21 protein-coding genes are annotated in these 25,125 nt (G+C 71.4%); 13 read left to right on the forward strand and 8 right to left on the reverse strand.

Annotated elements, in window-relative coordinates; all coding sequences use genetic code 11:
• Positions 1–44: 44 nt before the first annotated feature.
• Positions 45–608, reverse strand: coding sequence for a DoxX family membrane protein (locus tag Vlu01_RS05315; protein WP_203995396.1), 564 nt, complete (start codon positions 606–608; stop codon positions 45–47).
• A 253-nt stretch (positions 609–861) separates the two neighbouring features.
• Here Vlu01_RS05315 and Vlu01_RS05320 point away from each other — a divergent pair, with 253 nt between their 5' ends.
• The gene (locus tag Vlu01_RS05320) at positions 862–1,743 is read left to right on the forward strand and encodes a PDDEXK family nuclease (RefSeq protein WP_239095708.1); all 882 of its coding nucleotides are present in this window, start codon (positions 862–864) and stop codon (positions 1,741–1,743) included.
• Positions 1,744–2,029: 286 nt separating this feature from the next.
• Positions 2,030–3,292: a hypothetical protein gene (locus Vlu01_RS05325; RefSeq protein WP_203994818.1), complete on the forward strand. Its 1,263-nt coding sequence runs from the start codon at positions 2,030–2,032 to the stop codon at positions 3,290–3,292.
• Between the two features lie 139 nt (positions 3,293–3,431).
• On the opposite strand, the gene Vlu01_RS05330 is transcribed toward Vlu01_RS05325, so the two are convergent.
• Positions 3,432–3,779, reverse strand: coding sequence for a histone-like nucleoid-structuring protein Lsr2 (locus Vlu01_RS05330; RefSeq protein WP_203994819.1), 348 nt, complete (start codon positions 3,777–3,779; stop codon positions 3,432–3,434).
• A gap of 275 nt (positions 3,780–4,054) precedes the next feature.
• Here Vlu01_RS05330 and lon point away from each other — a divergent pair, with 275 nt between their 5' ends.
• Complete coding sequence (lon, locus tag Vlu01_RS05335; protein ID WP_203994821.1) at positions 4,055–6,391, forward strand: endopeptidase La; 2,337 nt, start codon at positions 4,055–4,057, stop codon at positions 6,389–6,391.
• A gap of 190 nt (positions 6,392–6,581) precedes the next feature.
• On the opposite strand, the gene Vlu01_RS05340 is transcribed toward lon, so the two are convergent.
• A complete protein-coding gene (locus Vlu01_RS05340; protein ID WP_203994824.1) occupies positions 6,582–8,273 on the reverse strand; it encodes a DEAD/DEAH box helicase in 1,692 nt (563 codons plus the stop codon).
• Between the two features lie 98 nt (positions 8,274–8,371).
• A complete protein-coding gene (locus tag Vlu01_RS05345) occupies positions 8,372–9,271 on the reverse strand; it encodes a DUF6010 family protein (protein WP_239095709.1) in 900 nt (299 codons plus the stop codon).
• 133 nt (positions 9,272–9,404) lie between these two features.
• On the opposite strand from Vlu01_RS05345, the gene Vlu01_RS05350 reads away from it, so the two are divergent.
• The 5 genes from Vlu01_RS05350 (at position 9,405) to Vlu01_RS05370 (ending at position 14,766) form a co-directional block, all read left to right on the forward strand.
• Positions 9,405–10,562: a sensor histidine kinase gene (locus Vlu01_RS05350; protein ID WP_239095710.1), complete on the forward strand. Its 1,158-nt coding sequence runs from the start codon at positions 9,405–9,407 to the stop codon at positions 10,560–10,562.
• Positions 10,559–11,164 (forward strand): response regulator transcription factor, encoded by a 606-nt coding sequence (locus Vlu01_RS05355; RefSeq protein ID WP_203994826.1) that lies wholly within the window; start codon positions 10,559–10,561, stop codon positions 11,162–11,164. The genes Vlu01_RS05350 and Vlu01_RS05355 overlap by 4 nt, the downstream gene beginning before the upstream one ends.
• A gap of 145 nt (positions 11,165–11,309) precedes the next feature.
• Positions 11,310–12,263, forward strand: a complete 954-nt coding sequence (locus tag Vlu01_RS05360; RefSeq protein ID WP_203994828.1) for a DUF5715 family protein — start codon at positions 11,310–11,312, stop codon at positions 12,261–12,263.
• Positions 12,264–12,266: 3 nt separating this feature from the next.
• Positions 12,267–13,877 carry an asparagine synthetase B family protein gene (locus tag Vlu01_RS05365; RefSeq protein ID WP_203994829.1) on the forward strand — a complete coding sequence of 537 codons (1,611 nt, stop codon included), beginning with the start codon at positions 12,267–12,269 and terminating at the stop codon, positions 13,875–13,877.
• A 67-nt stretch (positions 13,878–13,944) separates the two neighbouring features.
• Positions 13,945–14,766, forward strand: a complete 822-nt coding sequence (locus tag Vlu01_RS05370; protein WP_203994830.1) for a MerR family transcriptional regulator — start codon at positions 13,945–13,947, stop codon at positions 14,764–14,766.
• A 116-nt stretch (positions 14,767–14,882) separates the two neighbouring features.
• Here the strand turns inward: Vlu01_RS05370 and Vlu01_RS05375 are convergent, their stop codons facing one another.
• The 4 genes from Vlu01_RS05375 to Vlu01_RS05390 form a co-directional block, all read right to left on the reverse strand.
• Complete coding sequence (locus tag Vlu01_RS05375; RefSeq protein ID WP_203994831.1) at positions 14,883–15,104, reverse strand: DUF2188 domain-containing protein; 222 nt, start codon at positions 15,102–15,104, stop codon at positions 14,883–14,885.
• 112 nt (positions 15,105–15,216) lie between these two features.
• Positions 15,217–16,599, reverse strand: coding sequence for an LVIVD repeat-containing protein (locus tag Vlu01_RS05380; RefSeq protein ID WP_203995403.1), 1,383 nt, complete (start codon positions 16,597–16,599; stop codon positions 15,217–15,219).
• A 308-nt stretch (positions 16,600–16,907) separates the two neighbouring features.
• Entirely contained in the window at positions 16,908–18,170 is a 1,263-nt protein-coding gene (locus Vlu01_RS05385) for a nucleotide sugar dehydrogenase (RefSeq protein WP_203994835.1), read from the reverse strand.
• 106 nt (positions 18,171–18,276) lie between these two features.
• On the reverse strand, positions 18,277–19,644 hold the full coding sequence (locus Vlu01_RS05390; protein ID WP_203994844.1) for a serine/threonine-protein kinase: 1,368 nt from the start codon (positions 19,642–19,644) through the stop codon (positions 18,277–18,279).
• A gap of 359 nt (positions 19,645–20,003) precedes the next feature.
• Between Vlu01_RS05390 and Vlu01_RS05395 the strand changes: the two genes are divergently transcribed.
• From Vlu01_RS05395 to egtC, 5 genes are all read left to right on the forward strand, one after another.
• A complete protein-coding gene (locus tag Vlu01_RS05395) occupies positions 20,004–20,648 on the forward strand; it encodes an RNA polymerase sigma factor (protein WP_239095711.1) in 645 nt (214 codons plus the stop codon).
• A gap of 1 nt (position 20,649) precedes the next feature.
• Positions 20,650–21,435: a hypothetical protein gene (locus Vlu01_RS05400; protein ID WP_203994846.1), complete on the forward strand. Its 786-nt coding sequence runs from the start codon at positions 20,650–20,652 to the stop codon at positions 21,433–21,435.
• A 286-nt stretch (positions 21,436–21,721) separates the two neighbouring features.
• The gene (locus Vlu01_RS05405; RefSeq protein ID WP_203994847.1) at positions 21,722–22,957 is read left to right on the forward strand and encodes a glutamate-cysteine ligase family protein; all 1,236 of its coding nucleotides are present in this window, start codon (positions 21,722–21,724) and stop codon (positions 22,955–22,957) included.
• Positions 22,954–24,288 (forward strand): ergothioneine biosynthesis protein EgtB, encoded by a 1,335-nt coding sequence (egtB, locus tag Vlu01_RS05410; protein WP_203994848.1) that lies wholly within the window; start codon positions 22,954–22,956, stop codon positions 24,286–24,288. The genes Vlu01_RS05405 and egtB overlap by 4 nt, the downstream gene beginning before the upstream one ends.
• Positions 24,289–24,310: 22 nt before the next feature.
• On the forward strand, positions 24,311–25,057 hold the full coding sequence (gene egtC, locus Vlu01_RS05415; protein ID WP_203994849.1) for an ergothioneine biosynthesis protein EgtC: 747 nt from the start codon (positions 24,311–24,313) through the stop codon (positions 25,055–25,057).
• The last annotated feature ends 68 nt before the right edge of the window (positions 25,058–25,125 follow it).

Genomic DNA, 25,125 nt, shown 5'->3' on the forward strand with positions numbered 1-25,125 from the left:
GTCACCGGTAGGTGACGCCCGCCGCGCGGGGGAGGTGATCGAAGTCAGCGGAGCCAGCCGAACCGCTGGACGATCGGCAGCCGCGCCCAGGTGCGGCCCAGGCCCCAGGTGTCGCCGGCGTTGGTCACCGCGAGCAGGGCCAGCACGCCGGCGTAGATGAGGTGGTCGTCCATGAAGGGGTTGTTCGGGGGAGGCAGGACGGCCGTCCACATCAGCACCAGCAGCAGACCGCCGGCCACGGCGGCGACGCGGACCCCGATACCGACCAGCAGTGCCGTACCGATGGCGGCCAAGCCGATCATGAAGAGCCAATCAGCCCAGGCGGCGCCCGCGATGCCGTTGTAGAAGCCCTGGAACGGGCCGGTGGCACCGAAGCTGAGGAAGCCCTTGGTCGGGCTGCCCCCGTTGATCCAGGCGTTCTTCCCCTCGGTGGCGAAGCCCAGGCCGAACACCTTGTCCAGGAAGGCCCAGAGGAAGATCCAACCGAGCGCCAGGCGGAGGCCGGCGAGCAGGTAGCGGGTGGCCCGCATCCGGAGGTTCTGCTCCTGGCTGGTCTCGGCCACCGGGGCCTCGGCGGCGGCGGTGTTCCGCTCGATCATCGCGGTCATGATGTCCACGTCCCTTCTCTGCTTCGCACCGCGTGTCCCGGTGGCACTTCTATTGGACGCCCGGGGCGTGCGCGGCGGTCAGGGCCGGCGGGCCGGTGCCGACCGGGACCTTCGGCCCGTGTTCACCAGGACCCGCGACCGATGCAGCCGCCGGCATGATCGTCAACCTAGACTCGGTCGGCCGGCGCGAGGAAAACCCTTGTCGACCTGCTCGCACACCAGTGTCCGGCCCGGCCGGCAGGGGGAGGGATTCATGGGTACGACGATGACCGGTGACCACGACCACGGACTGTCGCCGGTGCCGGAGGACGCCGGGCGGGGCCCCGTGCTGGTTCGCGGGGAGCAGCGGGTGCACGCCGGGCTGCGTCTGGGCGAGATCGTCCGGCGACGTCCACCGGGCCTCACGGCGAGCCAGTGGAACACGGCCAGCCGGACGCTGTTCGACCACGTGGTCTGCACGGCGACGACCGGACGGCCCGAGTTCGCCGTCGAGTTCCGGTCACCGTCGACCGATGCCACCGCCAGGCGGGCCGAGCGGACCACGGAGGCCGTCACCGCCGCGATCGGCCTGCCGCTGCTGCGGGTCGTCTCCGCCACCCTGCGCACCGCCGGACACGGGCCACGGATCGTCGCGTACGTCGTCGACGCCCGCCGCTACGTCGCCGGCGCCGCCGGTTCGGACGTGCCGGCCGTGGGATTCCGGGACATCGTCGGCCGGTTGCCCGACGGACGTGAGGGCGCGGTGAACGACCTCGGCGCACTCGCCCGGGCCGAGGCGGTGGAAGCGTACGTGGTCCGACGGCTGACCGATCCCATCCTGCGTGGACTGCACGTGCGCTGGGCGCGGGGCCCGGTCGAGGGCTGGAGCTGGGCCGAGGTCCGCCCGGGCGGTGTGCTGCTGGAACGGGTGACCGTGCAGGCGTTCGACGTCTCCTGCGGCGTCGAACCCGCCCGGTTCGCCGAGGACCTGGCCGTCCTCGCCGTCGGTGAGCGGCTGCGGACGATCGAGGCCGGCGCGCCGTCGCTGATGTCGCGTGAGGATCTGCTCGCCGACATTCGGCGGCTACGGGATCGTCGCGTGGAACTCGTCGGCGACTTCGCCTATGACCATCTCTGCCAGCTGACCGCGCCCTGAGTCAACCGGGCGAGGGCGCACGGTCACCGACCGGGCGCAGAAAGAAACATCGAAAAAAAGTTGGCGGCCTTTGAACCACCGCCGAAGCAGGCCCGTACCTCACCGGGAATGGACAGGATCTCCCCAACCCGCACCGGCAGGCGCGGGAGACGGTGCGGAAAGGGCATCGTCGTTTGTCGACGTGCCACCGGCGCGTTCAGGCGGTCCCCGTCGAGCGTGCCAACAAGATTCCGTTCGGTCCGTCGAGTCACGAATCAGGAACCGGATCGAGAAGGAGAGCAATTCGATGCGCAGGTCAACCCGGTCGCGCCGACCATCCGGTAACGCGCGGACCAAGCGACTCCTGGCCGTTGGCGCCACGCTCGCTGTCTTCGGCGGCGTCGTCGCCGTGACCCAGATCTCGTCGGCCGGTGACCGACGGTCAAACCAGCAGAAGCGACCGGTGGCGGCCGAATGCGTCGCACCGAGCCCCGGCGCCACCGCGCCGACCGCTCGCGGTGTCACCACGACTCGCACCTGGCAGAACGGTCGCTGGGTGGTCAACCACTGGGGTGACGGTCAGCAGACCATCGAGGAGTGCCAGGAGACCCGCAACGGCACCGGCGGTACCACCGCCGGGGCTTTCGCGGTGGCCTGCCCGGACGTGGTCAGCCGGCTCCCGCAGGTGCCCGACCGGGCCCGCGCCGAGGTGGACCGTAACCTGAACGCGTTGCAGACCCAGATCACCGAGGCGGACGCGCGACTCGCCGCCGAGGGCGACCGAGGCCAGCGGTTCATCCGTAGCGCCATTCTCGACCCGCTGGCCAGCAAGCGTCGGGCGACCCTCGGCCGGATCACGACCGCCATCGACCGGTTCGGCCCCCGGCCGCGTGGTCTGGCCAATCTCGCCACCTGTCAGGTGCAGCCGGTCGACAACAACGACGGCGGCAACAACGGCGGTACCGACGGTGGTGACAACAACGGCGGCAACAACGGTGGTGACAACAACGGCGGCAACAACAACGGCCTCGACGTGCTGGCGAACAACTGCGACAACAGCCAGCTGCAGCGGCACGACGGTTTCCAGAACGGCAACCGCTGCATCAGCACCGCCTTCGGTGAGGTGGGCGCAGCGGCCAACAACCCGTCACTGCTGATCACCGACTTCCCGCAGCAGATCAACCGCAACGAGGGCTTCTCGATCCGGGTCAGCACCCGCAACCTCGTCCGGGACCGGTTCCTGCCGGCCGGCCAGGGCGGTTACTACCTGGAGAGCTCGCTGCTCGACGGGCAGGGCATGACCCGTGGACACTTCCACACCGCCTGCCGGATGCTGAACAACACGAACGAGGCGCCCGCGCCTGAGCCGGTGCCGGCCTTCTTCGTGGCCACCGAGGACGGCGGCGGCGGTGCCGAGCCGGACGAGGTGACCATCCAGATTCCGGGCCTGCCGGACTCCGGTACCGCACAGTGCGCAGTGTGGGCCGGCGACGGTTCGCACCGTATCCCGATGTCGGAGCGGGCCAACCAGACCCCCGCCTTCGACGCGGTGCGTATCCAGGTCAACTGAGGTCGAAGGCCGAGGCCGTGAGCCGACGGTGAACTGCGGGGCCGCCCGGAATTGTCCGGGCGGCCCCGCCGCATGTTGGAAAGCTGGGTAACCCTGCTCTGGTGCTGGCACTAACCGTGCCACAGCGACAAACCGCTGCTCACCGGTTCTTGTACGCCTCGACCACCTCGACCGGAATCCGACCGCGTTCGGAAATCTTGTAGCCGTTCCGGACAGCCCATTCGCGGACGGCGCGGTTCTGCTCACGGTTCATTCCCGGGGTGCCCGAACCGAGGCTGCGACGCGGGTTGCGGCCAGCGTCGCCGGCACCACGGCCGAGGCGCCGGCCGGCATTGATAAACGGATCCAACGCCTTACGCAGGACACCCGCGTTCTCGTCGGAAACGTCGATGGTGTACGCCACGCCATCCAGGCTGAACTCGACCGTACGGTCGGCCTTTCCGCCATCGAGGTCGTCCGTCAGCACCGTGATTACTTGTTTGGCCATCGTCGATTACTCCCTGTGTCCGACGGGGTGTGCTCAAAGTTTGACTGATCATCCGCCAATTGCGCAACAAAGCGTCCGCTACGGCGGTTCGCGTTTTGCGCGGCATCGAAATCCCCGATTTTGGATCTGCTCGGCGTGGGCGCGGTCATCCGATGGGCGGTGGAACCATCGCCCGGGGTGCCGCCGCATCGTGTACTAGCTCACATCGCGGAACAACCGGAGTCCAACGTGACTTGAGTCAGACACGCTCAACTCAATGCGATGGCAGGTGTTCGATGGCAACTCTTCCGGTACTTCCACTGACCGACGCCGTACTGCTGCCCGGAATGGCCATCCCGGTGACCCTCGACCCGAGCACCCAGGCCGCAGTCGACGCGGCCCGGGCCACGGGAGATCGCAAGCTGCTGGCCGTGCCGCGTCTGGACGGCGAATACGGCTCCGTCGGCGCGATCGCCACGATCGAGAAGGTGGGGCGACTGCCCAGTGGCGAGCCGGCCGCCGTCATCCGTGGCCTCGCCCGGGCCCGCATCGGCTCCGGTGTGCCCGGCCCCGGCGCCGCCCTCTGGGTCGAGGCGACCGAGATCGACGAACCCGCCCCGGCCGGTCGGGCCCGCGAACTCGCCCGTGAGTACCGCGCGCTGATGACCTCCGTGCTCCAGCAGCGTGGCGCCTGGCAGGTCATCGACGCGATGGAACGGATGACCGACCTCTCCGAGCTGGCCGACTCGGCCGGCTACGCGCCCTGGCTGAGCCTGGGGCAGAAGACCGAACTGCTCGCCGCACCGGACGTCACCGCCCGGTTGGAACTGCTCGTCGGCTGGGTCAAGGACCATCTGGCCGAGCAGGAGGTCACCGAGCAGATCAACTCCGACGTCCGCGAGGGGCTGGAGAAGTCGCAGCGGGAGTTCCTGCTGCGCCAGCAGCTCGCCGCGATCCGTAAGGAACTGGGCGAGGACGCCCCGGAAGGCTCGGCCGACTACCGGGCCCGCGTCGAGGCCGCCGAGCTGCCCGAGAAGGTACGCGAGGCGGCGCTGCGCGAGGTCGGCAAGTTGGAGCGGGCCAGTGACGCCTCCCCGGAGGCGGGCTGGATCCGTACCTGGCTCGACACGGTGCTGGAGATGCCGTGGAGCACGCGTACCACCGACAACACCGACCTGGCCGCGGCGCGGGCCGTGCTCGACGCCGACCACGCCGGTCTGGCCGACGTCAAGGACCGCATCCTGGAGTACCTCGCCGTGCGCAACCGGCGCGCCGAGCGTCAGCTCGACGTCGTCGGTGGGCGCGGCTCCGGTGCCGTGCTGGCGCTGGCCGGCCCACCCGGCGTCGGCAAGACCAGCCTCGGCGAGTCGGTCGCCCGGGCGCTCGGCCGGAAGTTCGTCCGGCTCTCCCTCGGCGGCATCCGCGACGAGGCGGAGATCCGCGGACACCGGCGCACCTACGTGGGCGCGCTGCCCGGCCGGATCGTCCGGGCGCTGCGCGAGGCGGGCTCGATGAACCCGGTGGTGCTGCTCGACGAGGTCGACAAGCTCTCCGTGGGGTACGCCGGAGACCCGGCCGCAGCCCTGTTGGAGGTGCTCGACCCGGCCCAGAACCACACGTTCCGGGACCACTACCTGGAGGTCGACCTCGACCTGTCCGATGTGCTGTTCCTGGCCACCGCCAACGTGGTGGAGGCCATCCCCGGCCCGTTGCTGGACCGGATGGAACTGGTCACTCTGGATGGGTACACCGAGGACGAGAAGGTCGCCATCGCCCGCGATCACCTGCTGCCAAGGCAACGGGAGCGGGCCGGACTGACCGCCGACGAGATCGATGTGGACGCTTCGGCGCTGGGCCGGATCGCGGGGGAGTACACCCGGGAAGCCGGCGTACGGCAACTCGAGCGCGCCCTCGCGAAGATCATGCGGAAGGTCGCGGTCACCCTGACCGACGACTCGACGCCGCTCCGCGTCGGCGCGGACGACCTGGTCGGCTACCTCGGTCGGCCGAAGCACACGCCGGAGTCGGCGGAGCGGACGGCGGTGCCGGGCGTGGCCACCGGACTGGCGGTCACCGGCACCGGAGGTGACGTGCTGTTCATCGAGGCGACCAGCATGGAGGGTGAGCCGGGGCTGACCCTCACCGGTCAGCTCGGCGACGTGATGAAGGAGTCCGCGCACATCGCCCTCTCCTACCTGCGCGCCAACGGCCGCCGCCTCGGCCTGGACCCGAACGCCCTCGCCGGGCGGCGGATCCACCTGCACGTCCCGGCGGGCGCGGTACCCAAGGACGGCCCCAGCGCCGGTATCACCATGGTCACCGCCCTCGCGTCACTGGCCAGTGGCCGGCCGGTACGCCCCGAGTTCGGCATGACCGGCGAGGTGACCCTCTCCGGGCGGGTGCTGCCCATCGGCGGCGTCAAGCAGAAGCTCCTCGCCGCCCACCGGGCCGGTCTGACCGAGGTGATCATCCCGGCCCGCAACGAACCGGACCTGGACGATCTGCCGACCGAGGTCCGCGAGGCGCTGACCGTGCACGTCCTGGCCGACGTCGCCGACGTGCTCGCCCTGGCGCTGCGCCCGGCCGAGATCGACCCGGCGTCCCTGAGCAGCCAGCACCTCACCACCACCTGATGACGTGTAAGGAAGGGCACCTTATTAACGCCTGCGGTAGAGCAGGGGCCCCTTCTTAACAGGAGCGTCCGGCGACAGGCACCGCCTCGGCAGGGGTGGCGCCTGTTGCCGAGCGGCTGGGGTGGCGCGGTGAGAAGGGTTCCCCTCTATACACCAGGCGTTAATAAGGTGCCCTTCCTTACTCCCGGGCTCAGCTGCGGTCGCGGCGGACGGTGGCCTTACGACCCTTGATGGTGCTGCCGCGAAGACCGGCGATGACCTCGTCGGCCACGGCGACGGGCACCTCGACCAGCGAGAAGCGATCGGCGATCTCGATCGAGCCGATGTCCCTGCCCCGGACTCCGGTCTCCCCGGTGATCGCACCCACCAGATCCTGTGGACGCACTCCGGCGCGCCGACCCACGCCGATGAACACCTGGGTGGTGCCGGCGGTGCGGGGACGCGACGGCCGGCGCTCGCCCCGGCTCTCGTACCCGGACGGCCGGCCTTCCCGGGGCGAGCGGACCGCGACCTGTGGGATCTCCTCCTCGGCCTCGTCCGAACCGGGCAGGGTCGCCTCGTGAGCGAGCTTCACCGCGGCGAGCGCCACCTCCATCAGGTCGAACTCGTCGCTGAGCGTCTCGACGATCACCCGGAACGGGTCGAGGTCGTCCTCCAGCAGGCTCTCCCGCAGCGCGGCCTGAGTCAGTTCCAGCCGACGGGTCCGGAGATCGGCGACCGTGGGAATCTTGTCGATCGTGATCCGCTGCCCGGTGACCCGTTCGATGGTCTTGAGCATCCGATGCTCCCGGGGCTCAGCCAGGGTGATCGCCACACCCTCGCGGCCGGCCCGGCCCACCCGGCCGATGCGGTGCACGTACGACTCCGGTGCCGACGGCACGTCGAAGTTGACCACGTGGCTGAGCTGCTCGACGTCGAGGCCACGGGCCGCCACGTCCGTGGCGACCAGCAGGTCGGCGGTGCCGGCGCGGAGCCGCCCCATCACCCGGTCGCGCTGTTCCTGACTCATTCCCCCGTGCAGCGCCTCGGCCCGGTAGCCGCGACCGTTCATCGTCTCGGTGAGCCGGTCGACCTCCTCCCGGCTGCGGCAGAACACGATCGCCGCCGTGGGGGACTCGACGTCGAGCACGCGCCCCAGCGCCGCCGGCTTGTGCGCCCGCGCCACCAGGTACGCGCTCTGCCGAACCCGGGGCGCCTCCCCGGCCAACGGCTGCTCGCGGGCGATCAGGATGCGTACCGGATCGGTCAGGTGCGCTCGGGCCATCCCGTCGATACGCGCCGGCATGGTGGCGGAGAACAGCACCGTCTGCCGTTGCTCGGGGGTGTGTTCGAGGATCGCCTCGATGTCCTCGGCGAAGCCCATGTCGAGCATCTCGTCGGCCTCGTCGAGCACCACCGTGGCGAGGTTGCCCAGCCGCAGCGTGCCCCGGGCGATGTGGTCCAGGGCGCGACCGGGAGTGGCCACCACGACGTCGATGCCGCCGTCCAGCGCCCGCAGCTGCCGACCGATCGGCTGCCCACCGTAGATCGGCAACACCCGCGCACCGAGGTCCTTGCCGTAGCGGTGGAACGCCTCGGAGACCTGCACCGCGAGTTCCCGGGTCGGCACCAGCACCAGCGCGAGCGGGTCGTCGCCCGCCCGGTCGTCCGGCATCCGCTGCAACAGCGGTAGCGCGAACGCCGCCGTCTTGCCCGTGCCCGTCGCCGCTTGGCCGAGCAGGTCCCGGCCGCTGAGCAGGGGCGGGATCGCCTCCCGCTGAATCGGCGTGGGCTCCTCGTACCCGAGCGCGGAGAGTGCGCCGAGCAGTTCGGGCCGTAGGCCGAGGTCGGTGAAGGCGGGCGACTCGGTGGACGGGTCGGGCAGTACGGGCGTGGAACTCATGGGTCAAGTTTTTCATCACGTCCACCCGCCCTCTGCGGCGACCACCCGAACAGGTGCGCGGGGCCGCCGACGACGGCCCCGCACGTCTGACCGGCCCCTCAGGCGGTGAGCAGCGCCACCATGATCGTGATCCCCAGCACGACGTCGATGACGGCGCAGCACTCGGCGTAGGCGCGTGGCACCACCCGCCGGGTGCGGTGGTGGAACAGGTCCCAGGCCGCGTGGACCAACCAGCCGAGCCCCACCAACCAGTACGCCGCAGCGCCGCCCACCAGCGCGGCGACCAGGGCCAGCGTCGACCAGCCGGCCAGGCCGACGAGCTGGAGCCGGAGGTTGCCGGGCGCGCCCCACTGTCGGCGGAGGGTCCCGATCACCAGGTAGCCCACCGGCAGGACCAGCAGCGTGTACGCGCCCAACAGGCCCGGCGTGGTCCAGCTGTCGGCGGTCAGCAGCAGCGCCAGCCCGGTGGGCCAGCGGTGCGCCACCAACCGCACCAACGGGTGCCGAACGGCCGGCCGGGCGTCCGGATGCCGGACGTACTCGGCGCGGCGACGGAGCAGCGCCGCCGCCATGGCCGGCACCATCACCAGGTGGGCGCCGACCAGCAGGAGGTCCGCGTCGAGCAGCCCGGCCCGGTGACCGGCCAGCAGGAGCAGGACCGGCGCGTACATGGCCAGCACCATCTCGCCGATCAGGGTGGTCGAGTGCCCGCGGTACGCCATCCAGACGGCCATGCCGATGCTCATGTCGGTGGCCATGAGCAGCGCGCCGACACCCGGCGAGGCCGGGGCGAGCCCGAGCGCCGTACCCAGGGCGGCTCGTGCCGGACCGAGCACCAGCATGCCGGCCACCATGGCCAGCACCATCTCCAGCAGGTGCCGGGCCAGTGGCCGGAACCGCGCGGCCCGACCGGTCCTGGCCGGACGTCTGGACGTGGTGGTCTCCGAACAGCTGGGATCGGAAACGGTCGGTGTCACTGCGGTTGTCAGCTCTGCCATGTCACCGAGCCTGGTGGCGGCCGTGCGTGGCAACCATCCCCGTGCTGTCACCGGTCGGCCGGGTGAAACGCCCGGCCGGCTCGGGCGAACCGACGGGTCCACCGCCGTGGCGGCGCGCTCTACCCTGGCGACCGTGGTGACCGACGCGTTGGTGGCGGGCAACGGGCGGACGCTGTCCCGCGCTCGGGCCGCGACCCTGGTGTCCCTCACCTCCGGCATGGCCGCCACCCTGCTGCTGCCGGCGGTCGGGCTGACCCGGGAACCGGACGCCTGGCAGGTGGTGGCGGGCACGGTCGGGCTGTCCGCGTTCGCGCTGGTGCTGGCGGTGGCGTTGTACGCGACGGTCACCCCGGCTCCGCCCAGCAGACTGCGTCGATGGTTGGTGGCCGGGTATGCCGGGGTGGCGGTGCTCAGCGTGCCGCTCGTCGCGCCGGTCGCCGGTGCCGTGTGGCCCACCTGGGCCTGGCTCGGCGCGGCGATCGTCGGTGGGCTCGCGTTGCTCGTACCGCTGCGGCTGGTGATCCCGGCGGCGCTGGCCACCGTCGCGGTGTCCGGGGCGGTGGCCATGCTCACCGGCGCCTCCGTCAGCCGGTCGATGCTGCTCACCGGCTCCATCGGGGTCGGCATCGCGCTGGTCAACGGCTTCCAGGTGTGGTTCTGGCGGCTGCTGGTGCAGGCCGAACAGGGACGGGCGGCACAGGCCCGGCTGGTCGCCGCGCAGGAGCGGCTGCGCTTCGCCGCCGACGTGCACGACCTGCTCGGACATCACCTGACCGTCATCGCCCTCAAGTCCGAGCTGGCCGCCCGGCTCGCGGCGGGCGACCCGGCTCGTGCGGGTCGGGCGGCGGGCGAGGCGCAACGGTTGGCCGCCACGGCCCTGACCGAGCTGCGTCGTACGGTGCACGGCTACCGTCGGATCGACCTGACCGAGCAGCTCACCGCCGTCGGGGAGGTGCTGCGCTCGTCCGGGGTGCGGTGCACCGTCGTGGCGCCCGACGGTGAGCTGTCGTCCGAGGCGGCGACCCAGCTCGCGGCGGTGCTCCGGGAGGCCGGCACCAATGTGCTCAGACACAGCCGGGCGGGCTGGTGCCGGATCGAGTTCACGCAGGAGGAACAGGTGACGCGGATGATCGTGACCAATGACGGGGCGCCCGCCACGGCGGCGCCGGACCGGCACAGCCACGGACTACGTGGTCTGGCCGACCGCCTGGCCGGGGTCGGCGGGCGACTGCGCACCCGCTGCGCGGACGGTGTGTTCACCCTCGAGGCGACGGTACCGACGGCCGTATGATCCGTGTCCTGCTGGCCGACGACGAGGAGTTGATCCGTACCGCTCTCGCCGCACTGCTCGATCTTGAGGAGGATCTGTCGGTCGTCGCCCAGGCCGCTGACGGAGAGGCGGCGGTGACCGCGGCTCTTGCCCATCGACCTGACGTGGCGGTGATCGACCTGACCATGCCCCGGCGGGACGGGTTCCAGGTCGCCACCGAGCTGGCTCGGGCGTTACCGGAGTGTGCGGTGGTCATCCTCACCGGTCAGGGCCGACCGGCCCACCTGACCCGCGCGCTCGCCGCGGGTGCCCGCGGCTACCTGCCCAAGGGTGCGCCCGGGGGCGCGCTCGCCGACGTGATCCGCCGGGTGCACGCGGGTGGCCGGTACGTGGACCCGGCCCTGGCGGCGGACGCGCTCACCATCCCGCCCTGCCCGCTGACCCCGCGTGAGTTGGAGACGCTCCGGCTCTCCGGGGACGACGCCCCGGTCGCCGCGATCGCCCGCCGGGCACACCTGTCGCCGGGGACGGTGCGGAACTATCTCGCCCTGGCGGTGCAGAAGCTCGACGCGGGAACCCGTGCGGAGGCGCTGCGGATCGCGCGGGACAACGGCTGGTTGTGATCGGCCCGCCGGTGAGGCTCCAAGGCGGCAACCCGGGCGGTCTGCCACGCCTTAGGGGGATACGGGAGTATTGCTCGCACTAATCCGGATCGGTGCCGTTACGTTCTGTCACAGGCGATCATCGCGGCGGCAGAGAGGACCGATCATGCGAGTGCCCAGCCGAAGCCCGGGACATCGGCCCGGTCCGCCCGTCACTCCGGCCCGCCGCCGGCCCCGAGGGACGGTGCGTCCGCTCGCCACTCCGCCCGACCTGGCGGCCTACCGCGACGCCGTGGCCGAGCTCCTGGTGGAGGTGAGCGCCCTCGCCGGAACGGGCAGCGCGAAGGCGCGACAGGTGCTGATCGACCAGCGGCTGCGCGAACCCGCCATCATGCAGGTGCTCGACGCCACCTCCCAGGGGTTGATCGGCGCCCGCGAGACCCTGCTGCTGGAGATGGCCCGCTACCAGCCGAACGAGCGCAGTTCCGCCGGAGACCTGGCCGCGTTGGTGCGCATCTACCTGCTGTCGCGCATCGACGTGATGTGGTGGCGCGACGCCGCCACCTTCCTCACCGACACGGAGGTCAACCACAGCGCCGAACTGGTCGACCTGGAGTGGTTGCGGCGGCGGGGGCTGCTGCGGTTCCAGTACACCGAGCAGCCTCGCACGGTCGTCGGTCGGGGCGTACGGGCGCTGCGCCGCCGGATGCTGCCCGACGCCACTCCGCGTACCGCCGGGTTGCTGTTCCGCCGGGCCCGGCGTGAGGTGATCGCCCTGCTCAACGACATCGGTCGCGAGTTCGCCGCCGCCACCCCGGCGGGCACCCCGCCGTTGTGGGTGACCAGCCTGGTCCGTAGCGCGGAACACCAGTACCGGTTGCGGCGTCTCGGATACGCCGCGATGGTGCCCAGCGGCCACTGTCTGGGCTGGGCGGTGGACGTGGAGATGGCCTGGTTCGACCGCTTCGGGGTCCGGGACACCCTGGCCGGGCTGCTGTTGAACCGGCAGCGGGCGGGCGAGATCAATGTGGTGGACGAGGGGCAGGCGTGGCACCTCTGCCTCGCGCCGTCGGCGACCCTGCGGCTGCGCCGGGCCTACGAAGCCGAGATGGGAATCTGAGCGATGTGCGGGATCATGCTCTGCATCGGCCCGGAGGCGGATCCGGCGATCTTCCGCCGGATGCTCGACACGCTCGCGCCACGGGGCGAGGTGACCGAGACGCGGCACGAGAGCGGTCTGCTCGCCGGGGTCCGGCGGCTGCGCGTGGTGGACCGTGAGCGCGCGGTGCAGCCCTGGGTCTCCGCCGACGAGCGCTGGCTGCTCTGCTACAACGGCGAGGTCTTCAACCACCACGAGTTGCGGGCCGAGCTGACCGCTCTCGGTCACCGGTTCCGCGGCGTCAGCGACACCGAGGTGGTGCTCGCCGCGTTCGAGCACTGGGGCGAGCGGATGGTCACCCGGTTGCGCGGCGAGTACGCCTTCGCCGTGGTGGAACGGGCCACCGGGCGCGCGTACCTGGTCCGGGATCCACTCGGTGTGAAGCCGCTGTACTGGGCCCGGACGCCGGGATGTCTGCACCTCGCCAGCGAGGTCAAGGCGCTGGTCCGGCTGGGGGCACCGGTGTCCGAGGTGCCGCCGGGGCACCACGGCTGGACCGACGCCGACGGCCACCCCCGGCTGCGAGCGTACGTGGACCTGCTCGCCCTCGGCGCGGGCCTGCCGGTGGTGGCGGATCCGGACGAGGCCGCCCTGCTCGTCCGTGCCGCCCTCACCGACAGTCTCCGGGTGCGGCTGGACACCGACCTCACGGTGGGCGTGGTGCTCTCCGGTGGACTGGACAGCTCGTTGGCGCTGCTGCACGCCGCACAGCTGCATCCGGACTGCGTCGCCGTCACGGTCGGAGTGCCGCAGAGCCCGGATCTGGCGTACGCCCGGCGGTTGGCGAAGGACCTCGGCGTGGCGCACGAGGTGGTGGAGCTGCGTCCGCGTGACATCCGGCTCGCCGACGTGCGGGAGGCGATCCGGATCTCCGAGCTGACCGAGTACGGCGACATCATCAACGCGGTCGTCTCGGTGCCGATCTTCCGGCGGCTGCGGGAGTTGGGCGTCAAGGTGGTGCTCACCGGCGACGGCTCGGACGAACTGTTCGGTGGCTACCCCATGTACCACGAGGTCGGTCCGGAAGCGTCCCGACGACTCTTCCTGCACAAGATCCGCAACCTGTGCCGGACCGAGTTGCAGCGGGTCGACCGGACCAGCATGGCCTTCGGCGTCGAGGCCCGGGTGCCCTTCCTCGACCTCGCGCTCGTCGAGTTGGCGATGCGGCTGCCGATCGACCTGAAGCTCCGTGACGGCCAGGAGAAGTGGATCGTCCGCCGGGCCTTCGCCGACCTGCTGCCCGACTACATCCGGCGCCGGCCGAAGAATCCCATGTCGTACTCCTCGGGGCTGCACGAGCGTGCCCGGCTGTACAAGCCGCTCTTCGCCCGGGTGCACCGCTCGTTCGGCTACCACCTGTTGGAGCCGGTCCGCCGCGACTTCGACAGCGTGTTGACGCGCTGCGGCAACGACCTGGACGCCGCGCTCGCCGCCGGCCGGGCGAGACCGGACTACACCGTGCTCGAACACGCCCGCGACCTGGTCGGTGCGGCGAAGTGGAACGCCACCCCGATCATGCGCCGGCTGGTGTCCCCCCGCCGCAACCGCGGCGACGAGGCCCCACTGCCCGGCTGACTCGTTGCCCGACCCGATGGGCCACGGTTGACTCTGACACGGTGTCAGCGCCGACCGTGGAGGGACCATGTTCACCATCGGAGACTTCGCCAGCCTCGGTCGGGTGTCGGTACGGATGCTGCGGCACTACGACAGCATCGGCCTGCTTCCGCCCGCCGCGGTCGACCCGCACAGCGGCTACCGCTACTACACGGCGGACCAGTTGGGCCGGCTGAACCGGGTGATCGCCCTCAAGGACCTGGGGCTCACTCTGGCTCAGGTGCGGGCGATCCTCGACGACGCCGTCGACCTGGTCGAGCTGCGGGGCATGCTGCGGTTGCGCCGTGCTCAACTGGAGGCGCAGCTGGCGGCCGACACCGCCCGACTGTCCAGCGTGGAGGCGAGGCTCCATATGATCGAAACGGAGGGTCGGATGACCAGCCAGGATGTTGTGATCAAGAAGATCCCGCCGATCCGGGTGGCGGAGTTGAGCGAGGTCGCCCGAAGCTACGACGGTGCGGACATCGGCCCGGTGCTGACCCCGCTCTACCCGGAGCTGTTCCGCCGGCTGGAGACCGCCGGGGTCAACCCGGCCGGGCCGGCGCTGGCCTGGTACGACCGGGCGGAAGACGGCGACGGTGTCGTCGTGCACGCGGGTGTGGGAATCGAGGAGGGATTGGCGGCGGCCGGTGACGTCGCGGTGGTGGAGCTGCCGGCGATCACGGCGGCGACGACGATCCACCACGGGTCGATGGACACGGCCGACCGGAGCCTGCAGGTGCTGGCCCGCTGGATCGAGGAGAACGACTGGCGGCCGGACGGCTACGCCCGCGAGCTCTACGTGAAGTACTGGCCCGAAGAGGCCGACAAGGGCGTCACCGAGTTGCAGCTACCGGTGCGGCGGGTCTGAACGACCGGGGGCCACGTTGGTACCGATCAGCAGCGCGAACAGCCGCTGAGGCTCCCCGGTGGGCAGCACCACCCCACCGGGGAGATAGGCGGGCAGGCCGCCGTCGGTGTGGCCGGTCAGCCGGCGGGCGGGTACGGGTCGTCCTGGTAGGTGTACTCGGTCTCGATCTTTCCGTCCGCGGTGTGCACCACGAGCTGGCTCGGCTCGTTGCCGTGTGCCGCCTGGCGCCCGGCCTCGACCGCCCGCTGCTTCGTGTCGTACGTGCCGACGACGGTGCTGCCCTGCTCGACCTTCCAGCCACCGCCGTCGGGCACCACGTGGTACTCGTTGCGCGTCATCACACACCCCTTTCCTGCGTGACGGACGAGGTACCCGGGACGGGTGGGAGGAAACACGATCGGGCCCGGCCACCCGGTGTCGGAGCGACCGGACCCGGTCGGTGCGGTGGTCCTACCAGCTCAGGTAGCTGGGCTGGGTCTGGACGTTCAACTCACGGAAGTGGGCCAGCTTGGCCGTCCACGTCCGCCAGTCGTTGAGTTCGAGCACGTCGAGCCCCTTCTGGATGTCGGAGGAGTAGATGTGTCCGTTGTAGTAGTAGGCCGACCAGGAACCGCCCACGACGAGCTGGCTCTCCGACAGCGGGCCACGCTCCCAGTAGCCGATCTCCTTCGGCTTGCGGGAGTTGGTGAAGTCCCACACCGAGACGCCGCCCTGGTACCAGGCCTGGACCATGATGTCCTTGCCGAGAACCGGGATCAGCGAGCCGTTGTGCGCCACGCAGTTCTCGGTGTCGCCGTTGGTCCGGGGGATCTTGAAGTAGCTGCGAAACTCCAGCTTGCGTTTGTCGCCGCGACCGGTGAGGTCGTAGATGGCGTTGGCGCCGCGCTCCGGGCCCACGGCCTCGTTGCAGGTGGCGCCGCCGCCACCGCCCAGCTCGTCGGTGAAGACGACCTTGGTGCCGCGGTTGTTGAAGGTGGCCGAGTGCCAGAACGCGAAGTTGGTCGTGTCCCGCACCGTGTGCAGCACCCGTGGCGCCTCGCGCTTGCTGATGTCGAGCAGGACCCCGTCACCCATGCACGCTCCGGCGGCGAGGTCCTTCGCCGGGTACGCGGTGATGTCGTGGCAGCCCGAGGTCGCCGAGCCACCCGTCCGACCCTCGTAACCGCCGTCGGGGAAGAGGTTCGGCGTGGCGACGACGGCCGCGTCGGTCGGCTTGTTCAGCGGCACCTTGACGATGGTGATCGAGTCGTGCGGCGGCTGGCAGTCCGGGAAGGTGGCGTTCGGGCTGTACGACGAGACGTACAGGTAGACCGACTTCTTGTTCTTCGCCGGGACCAGCGTGTGCGTGTGTGAGCCGCAGGCCGTCTCGACCGCCTTGACGTACCGGGGGTTGGTCTTGTCCCTGATGTCGAAGACCTTGATGCCCTCCCACGATTCCTTGATCGTGGCGGACTGGGAGACGCTGCTGCACGAGTCGTCGCTGCGTGACGCGTCCGTCGACAGGAAGAGCAGGTCACCGTAGACGGAGATGTCGTTCTGCGCGCCGGGGCAGAGCACCTGGGAGACGATCGTCGGTCTGCTCGGCCTGGCGATGTCGTAGATCACGAAGCCGTCGTAGTTGCCGACGAACGCGTACCTGCCCTGGAAGGCGATGTCGGTGCCGAGCGCCGCAGTGGTGTTGAACGGCGCCTGCTTCGGCAGGTTGGCGATCAGCTTGAGGTTGGGGCTGCTGGCGATCTCGTCGACACCGAGCGGTGCCTCGACGGCCGCAGCGGCGGCCTCGGTGGCGGCTGACGAGACCGGTTGCGCGTTGCCGGGCGAGGCAACGGCCATGCTGGCGAGAAGGAGCCCGGTGGCGGCCACACTGACGATTCGCAGTTGCCGCCCCCGTGGCAGGGTCATTCCGACCATCGGCGACGCCCTTCGAGAGGGGGAGTGACGTTGGCCGTACCCTACTCCGAGTCGAGACCCATCGATGTGACGCAGATCACATTTCTCGTCCATTGTGGCGGCATGCAAGCGCGCCGACCTCGACCCGGAGGGGGCGTCGCGTGACCGTCCGGTGTGGTCGAGCGATTACCACCGTCACATCGTCACCGAGGCGTCGTCGACCGCGGCGCTGGGGTTCGTGGCGGCACGGTTCAGAGGCGTTCCACGGTCGCGCCGGTGCAGCGGTTGCGGGTGTCGAAGACGTATCGGGCGTGCCGGACCACGAGGTCGTAGTCGAACACGTCGTGGTCGGTGACCACCACGACACCGTCGGCTTCGCGCAGTTCGCGTTCGGTCAGATCCACCGTCAGCACCCCGTCGGGAAGGTGGTGTGCCTCGGCGTACGGCTCGACCGCCCGGACCTCGGCGCCGAGTTCCCGTAGCCGCCGGGCGACCTCGACGGCCGGCGAGTCACGCATGTCGCCGGTGTTGCGCTTGTACGCCAGCCCGAGCAGTAGCAGGCGGGCGCCGTTGACCGCCCGTCCGGAACGGTTCAACCCGGCCATCACCCGCTGCGCCACGTGCTCGGGCATCTCGTGGTTGACGTCGTTGGCCAGCTCGATGAACCGGAACTGCCGGCCGAGGCGGCGCTTGACCTGCCACGACAGGTAGCAGGGATCGATCGGCAGGCAGTGCCCGCCGACACCGGGGCCGGGCCGGAACGGCATGAAGCCGAACGGCTTCGTCTCGGCTGCCTCAATGGCCTGCCAGACGTCGATGTCCAACTGGTGCGAGAGCATCGTCAGCTCGTTGACCAGGGCGATGTTGACCTGGCGGAAGGTGTTCTCGATGAGCTTGGTCAGCTCGGCCACCCGGGTCGAGTCCACCGGCACCGTCCGCTCCACCAGCCGTCGGTAGAACGAGTCGACCCGGGCCAATGCGGCGGCGTCCACTCCGGACACCACCTTCGGCGTGTTCGCCAACCGCCAGGTCGGGTTGCCCGGGTCGATGCGTTCGGGGCTGTACCCGAGGTGGAAGTCTCCGGGGCTGCGCAGCCCGCTGGCCGACTCCAGCAGCGGGCGGAGCAACTCCTCCGTGGTGCCGGGGTAGGTGGTGGACTCCAACACCACCGTGCAACCGGGGCGCAGGTACGGCCCGATTCCTGTGCCGGCCTGCTCCACGAAGCTCAGGTCGGGGGTGCCGTCGCGCAGCGGAGTGGGCACGGTGATGACGCAGATGTCGAAGTCCTTGGCGTCGGCGTACTCCGTGCTCGGCTGGTACCGGCCGCTGGCCAGGGCGCGGCCGAGCCGGTCGGCGGGAATGTCCGACACGAACGACTCGCCCAGGGCGAGCCGTTTGATCCGGTCGGCGTCGACGTCGAGGCCGACCACGTGCAGGCCGGCTTCGACGGCCTGCATGGCCAGCGGCAGACCGACGTAACCCTGGCCGACGACGACCAACTTCTCCACGCTCACCCGAACTCCCGAACAGTAGGAGATAACTGCTGGTGAGGAGCCTAGAGCGCGGTGTGGCGCCGGACGTCCGTTTCGGGAATTTCGGGAGCGGTGCGACCGGTGGGACTCAGCCTTCCGTTCCGTCACCGGTGCCGGGCGGTGTGTCCGCTGGCGGCGTGGTGGTGGGCGCCGCCGAGGTGGGAGTCACCGGCGGGGTGGGGCTGCTCGACGAGCCCGTCGGCTCCGGTTCCGGAGTGGGTGTCGTGGGCTCCGGTGACGGGGACTCGATCGACTCGGTGGGCTGCGGCGAGGACGGCTCCTGCGACGGTGAACCGGTCGGACGGGTCGTCGAGGCGGCCGGACGCAGCGACGGCACCTGCGCCGGTGCGCTCTGCTGCGGGCTCGGTGGCGCCTCTTCCTCGTCGGTGGGCTGGACCACCGGTGCGGTGGTGGGCAGCTTCACCGCGGGTGTGTTCGCATCCCGGGTGGCACCGAGCGCCGCACCGAGCGCCGTCATCCCGACCAGCACGGCGGTCAGCGCACCCACCAGCTTGCCGCGGCGTCGTCGACCCGGTGGCGGGTCGACCACCGGCAGTCCGGTGCGGGTGTCCGGCCCCGCGTCGCGCAGCGCCGTGGCCATCGGGACCACCGTGGTGGGCAGGGTGCTCTCCGACACGGCCGCCCGGGCCGCCTCGGCCATCGCCGCGCCGCTGCTGAACCGGTCGGCGGGATCCTTGGCCAACGCCCGGTCGACCAGCACCCGCACCGCTTCCGGGATGTCGTGCGGTAGTTCCGGCGGAGGGTCGTCGAGGTGCCGGACGGCGACCTGGAGGGGATTGTCTCCGGTGAACGGTGGGCTGCCGGTCAGGCAGCAGTAGGCGACCGCGCCGAGCGCGTACAGGTCGGTCGCTCCGGAGACCGGTCGCCCGGCGGCCTGCTCGGGAGCCATGTAGAGCGCGGTGCCCGGGACGGCGTTCGTGCTGGTGATGCTCGTGACATTCGTCGACCGGGCGACCCCGAAGTCCACCAGGACGACGGTGCCGTCCTCCTGCATCAGCAGGTTGCTCGGCTTGACGTCGCGGTGCACGATCCCGCCCAGGTGAGCGGCGTGCAACGCCTGGGCTGCCTGGGCCACCACCGACATGGCCACGCCCACGTCCAGGCGTCCCTCGGCCTCGATCCGCTTCGACAGCGGCTGGCCGGTGACGAACTCCATGACCAGGTAGTCGGCCCGGCCACCGTCGGGCAGGTCGTCCTCACCGCAGTCGTAGACCTGCACGATCCCCGGGTGCCGCAGCGCTGCCATGATCCGTGCCTCGGCGCGGAACCGGGCGATGAAGTCGGGGTCGGAGACGAGGGAGGGCAGCAACACCTTGACCGCCACCTGCCGCCCGAGGATCAGGTCGGTCGCGCGCCAGACGTCGCCCATGCCGCCGGTGGCGACACGCTCGTCCAAGCGGTACCGACCGCTGAGTACGACCTCCGAAGACAACACGGCACCACCGTACCCACAGCCGGCTCGGACGGCGCGTCGGCGGGTCGGGCCGTACCGGTGCCATGTCCGGGCCGACCGCCGACCGCCGACCGCTGACGTCCCGCAGTGACCGCGCCGGAACGGAGCGTCAGGGCTCCCGACGTGGATCCGATTCCGGGCAGTTGGTGGCGCGCGGGTTCGGGTTGTGGTCCCCGACATTGTCGGCGAGAATCCGCTACCGGGCCGCACGGGCCCGGTTCGGTTCAGGTCGACGGGGGCGGGGTGCGGATCGAGGTCCGGCGCGTGGAACCGGCCGCGATGACACCTGCCCGCTCGGTGGACGTCGTCACCGCGGCACCGTGGTCGGCGACGGTGCGGTCATGACCGGCGAACTGAGCCGGCAGGTCGAGGCCGCCCGCGCCGGTGACGAGGACGCCTTCCGTCATCTCTACCGCAGCCTCCAGCCCGGGCTCCTGCGCTACCTGACCGCCCTGGTCGGGGCCGACGCCGAGGACGTCGCCTCGGAGACCTGGTTGCAGGTCGCCCGCGACCTGCCCACCTTCACCGGTGGCGAGTTCCGTGCCTGGGCCGTCACCATTGCGCGCAACCGGGCCATGGACCACCTCCGTCGGCAACGCCGTCGACCGGCGCTGCCAGTGCCGGTGCAGGAACTGAGCGAGATGGCCGGGGACGCGGACACCGCCGAACGGGCGGGGGAGAGCCTCGGGACCGAGGCGGCGCTCGCCATGATCGCCAGCCTGCCGCCGAGGGAGGCCGAGGCGGTCCTGCTGCGCGCCGTGATCGGGCTCGACGCCGAGACCGCCGGACGGGTGCTCGGCCGTCGGGCCGGTGCGGTGCGCACCGCCGCTCACCGTGGCCTGCGACGACTCGCGCTGCTGCTGGACCAGCGCGGGGCGGCCACCACCTCGGCCGGGTCGGACGACGTCCCGACCGTCCCGACCGGTGACGCTCGGCCGCGCCAACGTGCCGGCCTGCCGCCCCAGGCCGAGCCGGTGGACGGCTGACATGCGCAAACTTCGGGAGATGCTGCGCCGGTCGTTGCGCGCCGACCACGAACGGCTGCTGGACACCGCCGCTGATGCCCGGTCGACACGGCCGGCACCGGGTCCGGCCGACCCGCTCGCCGACCTGTTGCGGGCTGCCGCCGCTCCGGCCCGAGAGCGGGAACTTGCCGGCGAGGAGGCCGCCGTCGCGGCGTTCCGCGACGCCCACCGGCCAGCGGGCGCGGTCTCGGCGACCCGGCGACGACGGCACCGGGGATTCACCGCCGGTGCGGTGGCCTGGATCGCCGGGCTGGCGGCCACCGCCACCGCGGGCGCCGCCCTGGCCGCCGTCGGCCTGGACCGCGCCGGTCCGCCGTCGCCCCCGGCTGTCACCACCAGTCCGGCCGCGCCCGTACCGAGCACCAGTGTGGGCACCCCCACCGGGAAACCCGCCGCAGAGCCGGCCGCGGCTCCGAACGCTCCGACTGCTCCGACCCCCTCGACCGCCCGAGCCGACGGCCCGACCGGTGATGCCGCCACCGTCCCACCGTCGCCGACGCCCCACGCGCCGGTGACACCAAATCCCGAAGCCACCACACAGGTCGGTCCCGGCAACTCCGACAACACCACGGACCGTCCGGGGCTCTGTCGGGCCTACCTGGCGAAGTCGGAACGGCAGCGGGAGAAGGCGCTGCGCACCCCCGCCTTCAACGAACTGGTGGTCGCGGCCGGCGGCGCGGAACACGTCGAGGAGTACTGCCGGGGCCTGCGGGCCGAGTCCACCGCGAACCCGACCACCGGACCCTGAGCCCGGCGGACAGCCCGGTGGGCGGCGCGCGTGGCGGTGGTCCTCCCGCGCCAAACGTGACCGGATCGTGAAATCCGTTCGACGGCCTGTTGCTGACTGCTACACAGATGGTGTCGGATCCGCCCGTGTCGCACCTGGGTGAAGCCGCACGTCAGCCTCGTGCTGTGGGTGGCCCGCCGGGCGATGGCCGATGCTGCGCCGGCACCGAGCGGTGCAGGTTCACACGGTTCGATGTCACCCGGGTGGGTTACCGTGGCGGCGGATCCGATCGGGGAAGGAGCCACGCGTGGTGATGTCACCGGAGGTGGACCAGATCCCGGTGCTGCGGGACCGCGCCGCCGCCGCCCGGCACCTCGCCCGGATCTGCTTCAAGACCGGTCCGCCCACCCTCACCGGGGTCGAGCTGGAGTGGACGGTCCACGACGCGGCCGATCCAGCCCGCCCCGTCGACGCCGCGCGGCTGCGTGCGGCGCTGGGGCCGTACGGCCCCACCACGCTGGACCCGACCAGCCCCGCCCTGCGCCTGCTCCGGGGCAGCGCGATGACCGTCGAACCCGGCGGGCAACTGGAGATCTCCACCCCACCGCGAGCCCGCGTGGCCGCGCTGATCGAGGCCACCGAATCCGACGTGGAACAGGCCACCGGACTGTTGGCCGCCGCCGGGCTGACGCTCGGCCAGGCTGGCATCGATCCGTACCGGCACCCGCAGCCCGTGATCGACACCCCCCGCTACCGCGCCATGCGGCAGGCCTTCGACCGGCGGGGGTCCGACGGGCGGACCATGATGTACAGCACCGCCGGCCTGCAGATCTGCCTCGACGCGGGGCAGCCGGAGCAACTCTCGACGCGCTGGCAACTGGTACACGCGGCCGGGCCACCCCTGCTCGCCGCCTTCGCCACCGCCCGCCGGCACGCCGGCCGGGACACCGGCTGGACGTCCGCCCGGATGGGCGCGTGGTGGCGCATCGACCCGGCCCGCACCGCCCCGGTCTGGACTCCCGCCCAGGCCGATCGGGATCCGGTCACCGCCTGGACGGCGTACGTGCTGGCCGCGCCGCTGCTCTGCGTCCGTGACGACGGCCCGGACTGGACGGCCCCGCCGGGCGTGACGTTCGCCGACTGGCTCGACGGGGCGTTGCACCGACCACCCCGCGTCGACGACCTGGAATATCACGTCAGCACGCTCTTCCCGCCGGTACGTCCACGTGGCTACTTGGAGATCCGCTATTTCGACGCGCAACCCGGGCGGGGCTGGATCCTGCCGTTGGCGGTGCTCAGCGCACTGCTCAGCGGCGCCGACACGATCGCGGCGGCGATGGACGTGACCGCACCCGCCGCCGACGCCTGGCACCGGGCGGCGCGCCACGGCCTGGGTGACGTGACCCTGGCCCGGGCCGCCGCTGGTCTGTTCGACCTGGCCCGGAGCGCGCTGCCGCGGCTGGAGCTGCCGCCGGCCCTGCGCCAGGAGATCGACCACGGATTACGACGGCGGCGGGACGCCGCGGAGAGGAGTCAGCCGTGACCGACACCGGCATCGATCGCGACGCCGAGGGTTTGCGCGACCGGATCGCGGCGGAACTGGCGCGTACCCGCGCCCGCACCGTCCTGCTGACCGAAGCCGTGGACGACGCCGACCTGGTCCGTCAGCACTCACCGTTGATGTCCCCGCTGGTGTGGGACCTGGCGCACGTCGGCAACCAGGAGGAGCTCTGGCTGGTCCGCGATGTCGGCGGACGGGAACCGGTGCGGTGTGACATCGACGACCTGTACGACGCGTTCAAGCAGCCGCGCCGGGACCGCCCCTCGTTGCCGCTGCTGCCGCCGCCCGAGGCCCGCGCGTACGTGGCCACGGTCCGGGAGAAGGTCTACGACCTGCTGGACGGCGTCACCTTCGACGGCGGCAAACTGGTCGCCGACGGGTTCGCCTTCGGGATGATCGTGCAGCACGAGCAGCAGCACGACGAGACCATGCTCGCCACTCACCAGCTGCGTTCCGGCCCCGCCGCGCTGCACGCGCCGCCGCCACCCGAGCCGACCGTGCGGGTGCCCGCCGAGGTGCTGGTGCCCGCCGGTCCGTTCACGATGGGCACCGACACCGACCCGTGGGCACTGGACAACGAGCGCCCCGCCCACCGGGTGGACCTGCCCGCGTACGTCATCGACGCCGCACCGGTGACCAACGGCGCGTACCGCGCGTTCATCGCCGACGGCGGGTACGACGACCCGCGCTGGTGGACCGAGGCGGGCTGGCAGCACCGCCGGCAGGCCGGGCTCACCGCGCCGATGCACTGGCAGCGGGACGGGGACGGCTGGTCCTACCTGCGGTTCGGCACCTGGTCGCGGGTGCGCGACGACGAGCCGGTGGTGCACGTCTGCTTCCACGAGGCACAGGCGTACGCCACCTGGGCGAGCAAACGTCTGCCCACCGAGGCGGAATGGGAGAAGGCCGCCCGGTGGGACCCGGCTACCGGTCGGTCCCGGCGCTACCCGTGGGGTGACGGTGACCCCACCCCGATCCAGGCCAACCTGGGCCAACGGCACCTGTCACCGGCACCGGTGGGCGCCTACCCGGCCGGCGCCTCGCCGCTCGGCGTGCATCAGCTCATCGGCGACGTGTGGGAGTGGACGGCCACCCCGTTCCGGGGCTATCCGGGCTTCGCCGCTTTCCCCTACCGGGAGTACTCCGAAGTTTTCTTCGGCGACGACCACCAGGTTCTGCGGGGCGGCTCGTTCGGCACCGACCAGGCGGCCTGCCGCGGCACCTTCCGCAACTGGGACTATCCCATCCGTCGGCAGATCTTCAGTGGCTTCCGCTGTGCCCGTGACGCCCGGCCCGACGAGGCACACCGGTGACGCTCGGGGAGCGGGTCGCCTGATGTGCCGACACCTGGCCTACCTGGGGCCACCGCTGACCCTGCGTGAGCTGCTGTTCGATCCGCCGCACTCACTGCTACGCCAGTCCTGGGCACCACGCGACATGCGTGGCGGCGGGACCATCAACGCCGACGGCTTCGGCATCGGGTGGTACCCGGGCGGTGCGGGGCCGGTGCGGTATCGCCGGGCGCAGCCGATCTGGAGTGACCCGACCATCGCCGAGCTGGCGGCGGTGACCTCGGCCGGGGCGGTGTTGGCCGCCGTCCGTTCGGCAACGGTCGGCATGGCGATCGTCGACACCGCCGCCGCCCCCTTCGCCGAAGGACGGTGGCTGTTCAGCCACAACGGTGTGGTGCGGGGCTGGCCCGACTCGGTGGTTCCGCTCGCCGCCGAGCTACCCGTACGCGACCTGATCACCCTCGACGCGACGACCGACTCGGCGCTGCTGTGGGCGCTGGTCCGCCACCGGTTGCGCGCCGGTGTCGGGCCGGCGCGGGCGGTCGCCGAGACGGTGACCTCGGTCGCCGCGGCGGCACCCGGATCACGGCTCAACATGCTGCTCACCGACGGGCACACGGTGGTCGCCAGCGCGGCCGGGCACGCCCTGTCGGTGCGGGTCACGCCCTCGTCGGTGTTGCTGGTCTCCGAACCGCACGACGACGAGCCGGGCTGGGATGAGGTGACCGAGGGGCAACTCGTGCAGGCCACCGCGACGCAGGTACGCCAGCGGGAACTGGCGGCGTGGTGAGCGGGGCCGGCGAGGCGGCGTCGGAGCGCCCGGGTCGGGTGCGCACCTGTCAGACACGAACGAAGGGA

Source organism: Micromonospora lutea (assembly GCF_016863535.1).
GTDB classification, from domain to species: Bacteria; Actinomycetota; Actinomycetes; order Mycobacteriales; family Micromonosporaceae; genus Micromonospora; species Micromonospora lutea.

Bases quoted from the DNA above. Each gene is read 5' to 3' on its own strand.
- Vlu01_RS05315 (WP_203995396.1), bottom strand. From the start codon at position 608: ATGACCGCGATGATCGAGCGGAACACCGCCGCCGCCGAGGCCCCGGTG.
- Vlu01_RS05320 (WP_239095708.1), top strand. From the start codon at position 862: ATGGGTACGACGATGACCGGTGACCACGACCACGGACTGTCGCCGGTG.
- Vlu01_RS05325 (WP_203994818.1), top strand. From the start codon at position 2,030: ATGCGCAGGTCAACCCGGTCGCGCCGACCATCCGGTAACGCGCGGACC.
- Vlu01_RS05330 (WP_203994819.1), bottom strand. From the start codon at position 3,779: ATGGCCAAACAAGTAATCACGGTGCTGACGGACGACCTCGATGGCGGA.
- lon (WP_203994821.1), top strand. From the start codon at position 4,055: ATGGCAACTCTTCCGGTACTTCCACTGACCGACGCCGTACTGCTGCCC.
- Vlu01_RS05340 (WP_203994824.1), bottom strand. From the start codon at position 8,273: ATGAGTTCCACGCCCGTACTGCCCGACCCGTCCACCGAGTCGCCCGCC.
- Vlu01_RS05345 (WP_239095709.1), bottom strand. From the start codon at position 9,271: ATGGCAGAGCTGACAACCGCAGTGACACCGACCGTTTCCGATCCCAGC.
- Vlu01_RS05355 (WP_203994826.1), top strand. From the start codon at position 10,559: ATGATCCGTGTCCTGCTGGCCGACGACGAGGAGTTGATCCGTACCGCT.
- Vlu01_RS05360 (WP_203994828.1), top strand. From the start codon at position 11,310: ATGCGAGTGCCCAGCCGAAGCCCGGGACATCGGCCCGGTCCGCCCGTC.
- Vlu01_RS05365 (WP_203994829.1), top strand. From the start codon at position 12,267: ATGTGCGGGATCATGCTCTGCATCGGCCCGGAGGCGGATCCGGCGATC.
- Vlu01_RS05370 (WP_203994830.1), top strand. From the start codon at position 13,945: ATGTTCACCATCGGAGACTTCGCCAGCCTCGGTCGGGTGTCGGTACGG.
- Vlu01_RS05375 (WP_203994831.1), bottom strand. From the start codon at position 15,104: ATGACGCGCAACGAGTACCACGTGGTGCCCGACGGCGGTGGCTGGAAG.
- Vlu01_RS05380 (WP_203995403.1), bottom strand. From the start codon at position 16,599: ATGGCCGTTGCCTCGCCCGGCAACGCGCAACCGGTCTCGTCAGCCGCC.
- Vlu01_RS05395 (WP_239095711.1), top strand. From the start codon at position 20,004: ATGACCGGCGAACTGAGCCGGCAGGTCGAGGCCGCCCGCGCCGGTGAC.
- Vlu01_RS05400 (WP_203994846.1), top strand. From the start codon at position 20,650: ATGCGCAAACTTCGGGAGATGCTGCGCCGGTCGTTGCGCGCCGACCAC.
- egtC (WP_203994849.1), top strand. From the start codon at position 24,311: ATGTGCCGACACCTGGCCTACCTGGGGCCACCGCTGACCCTGCGTGAG.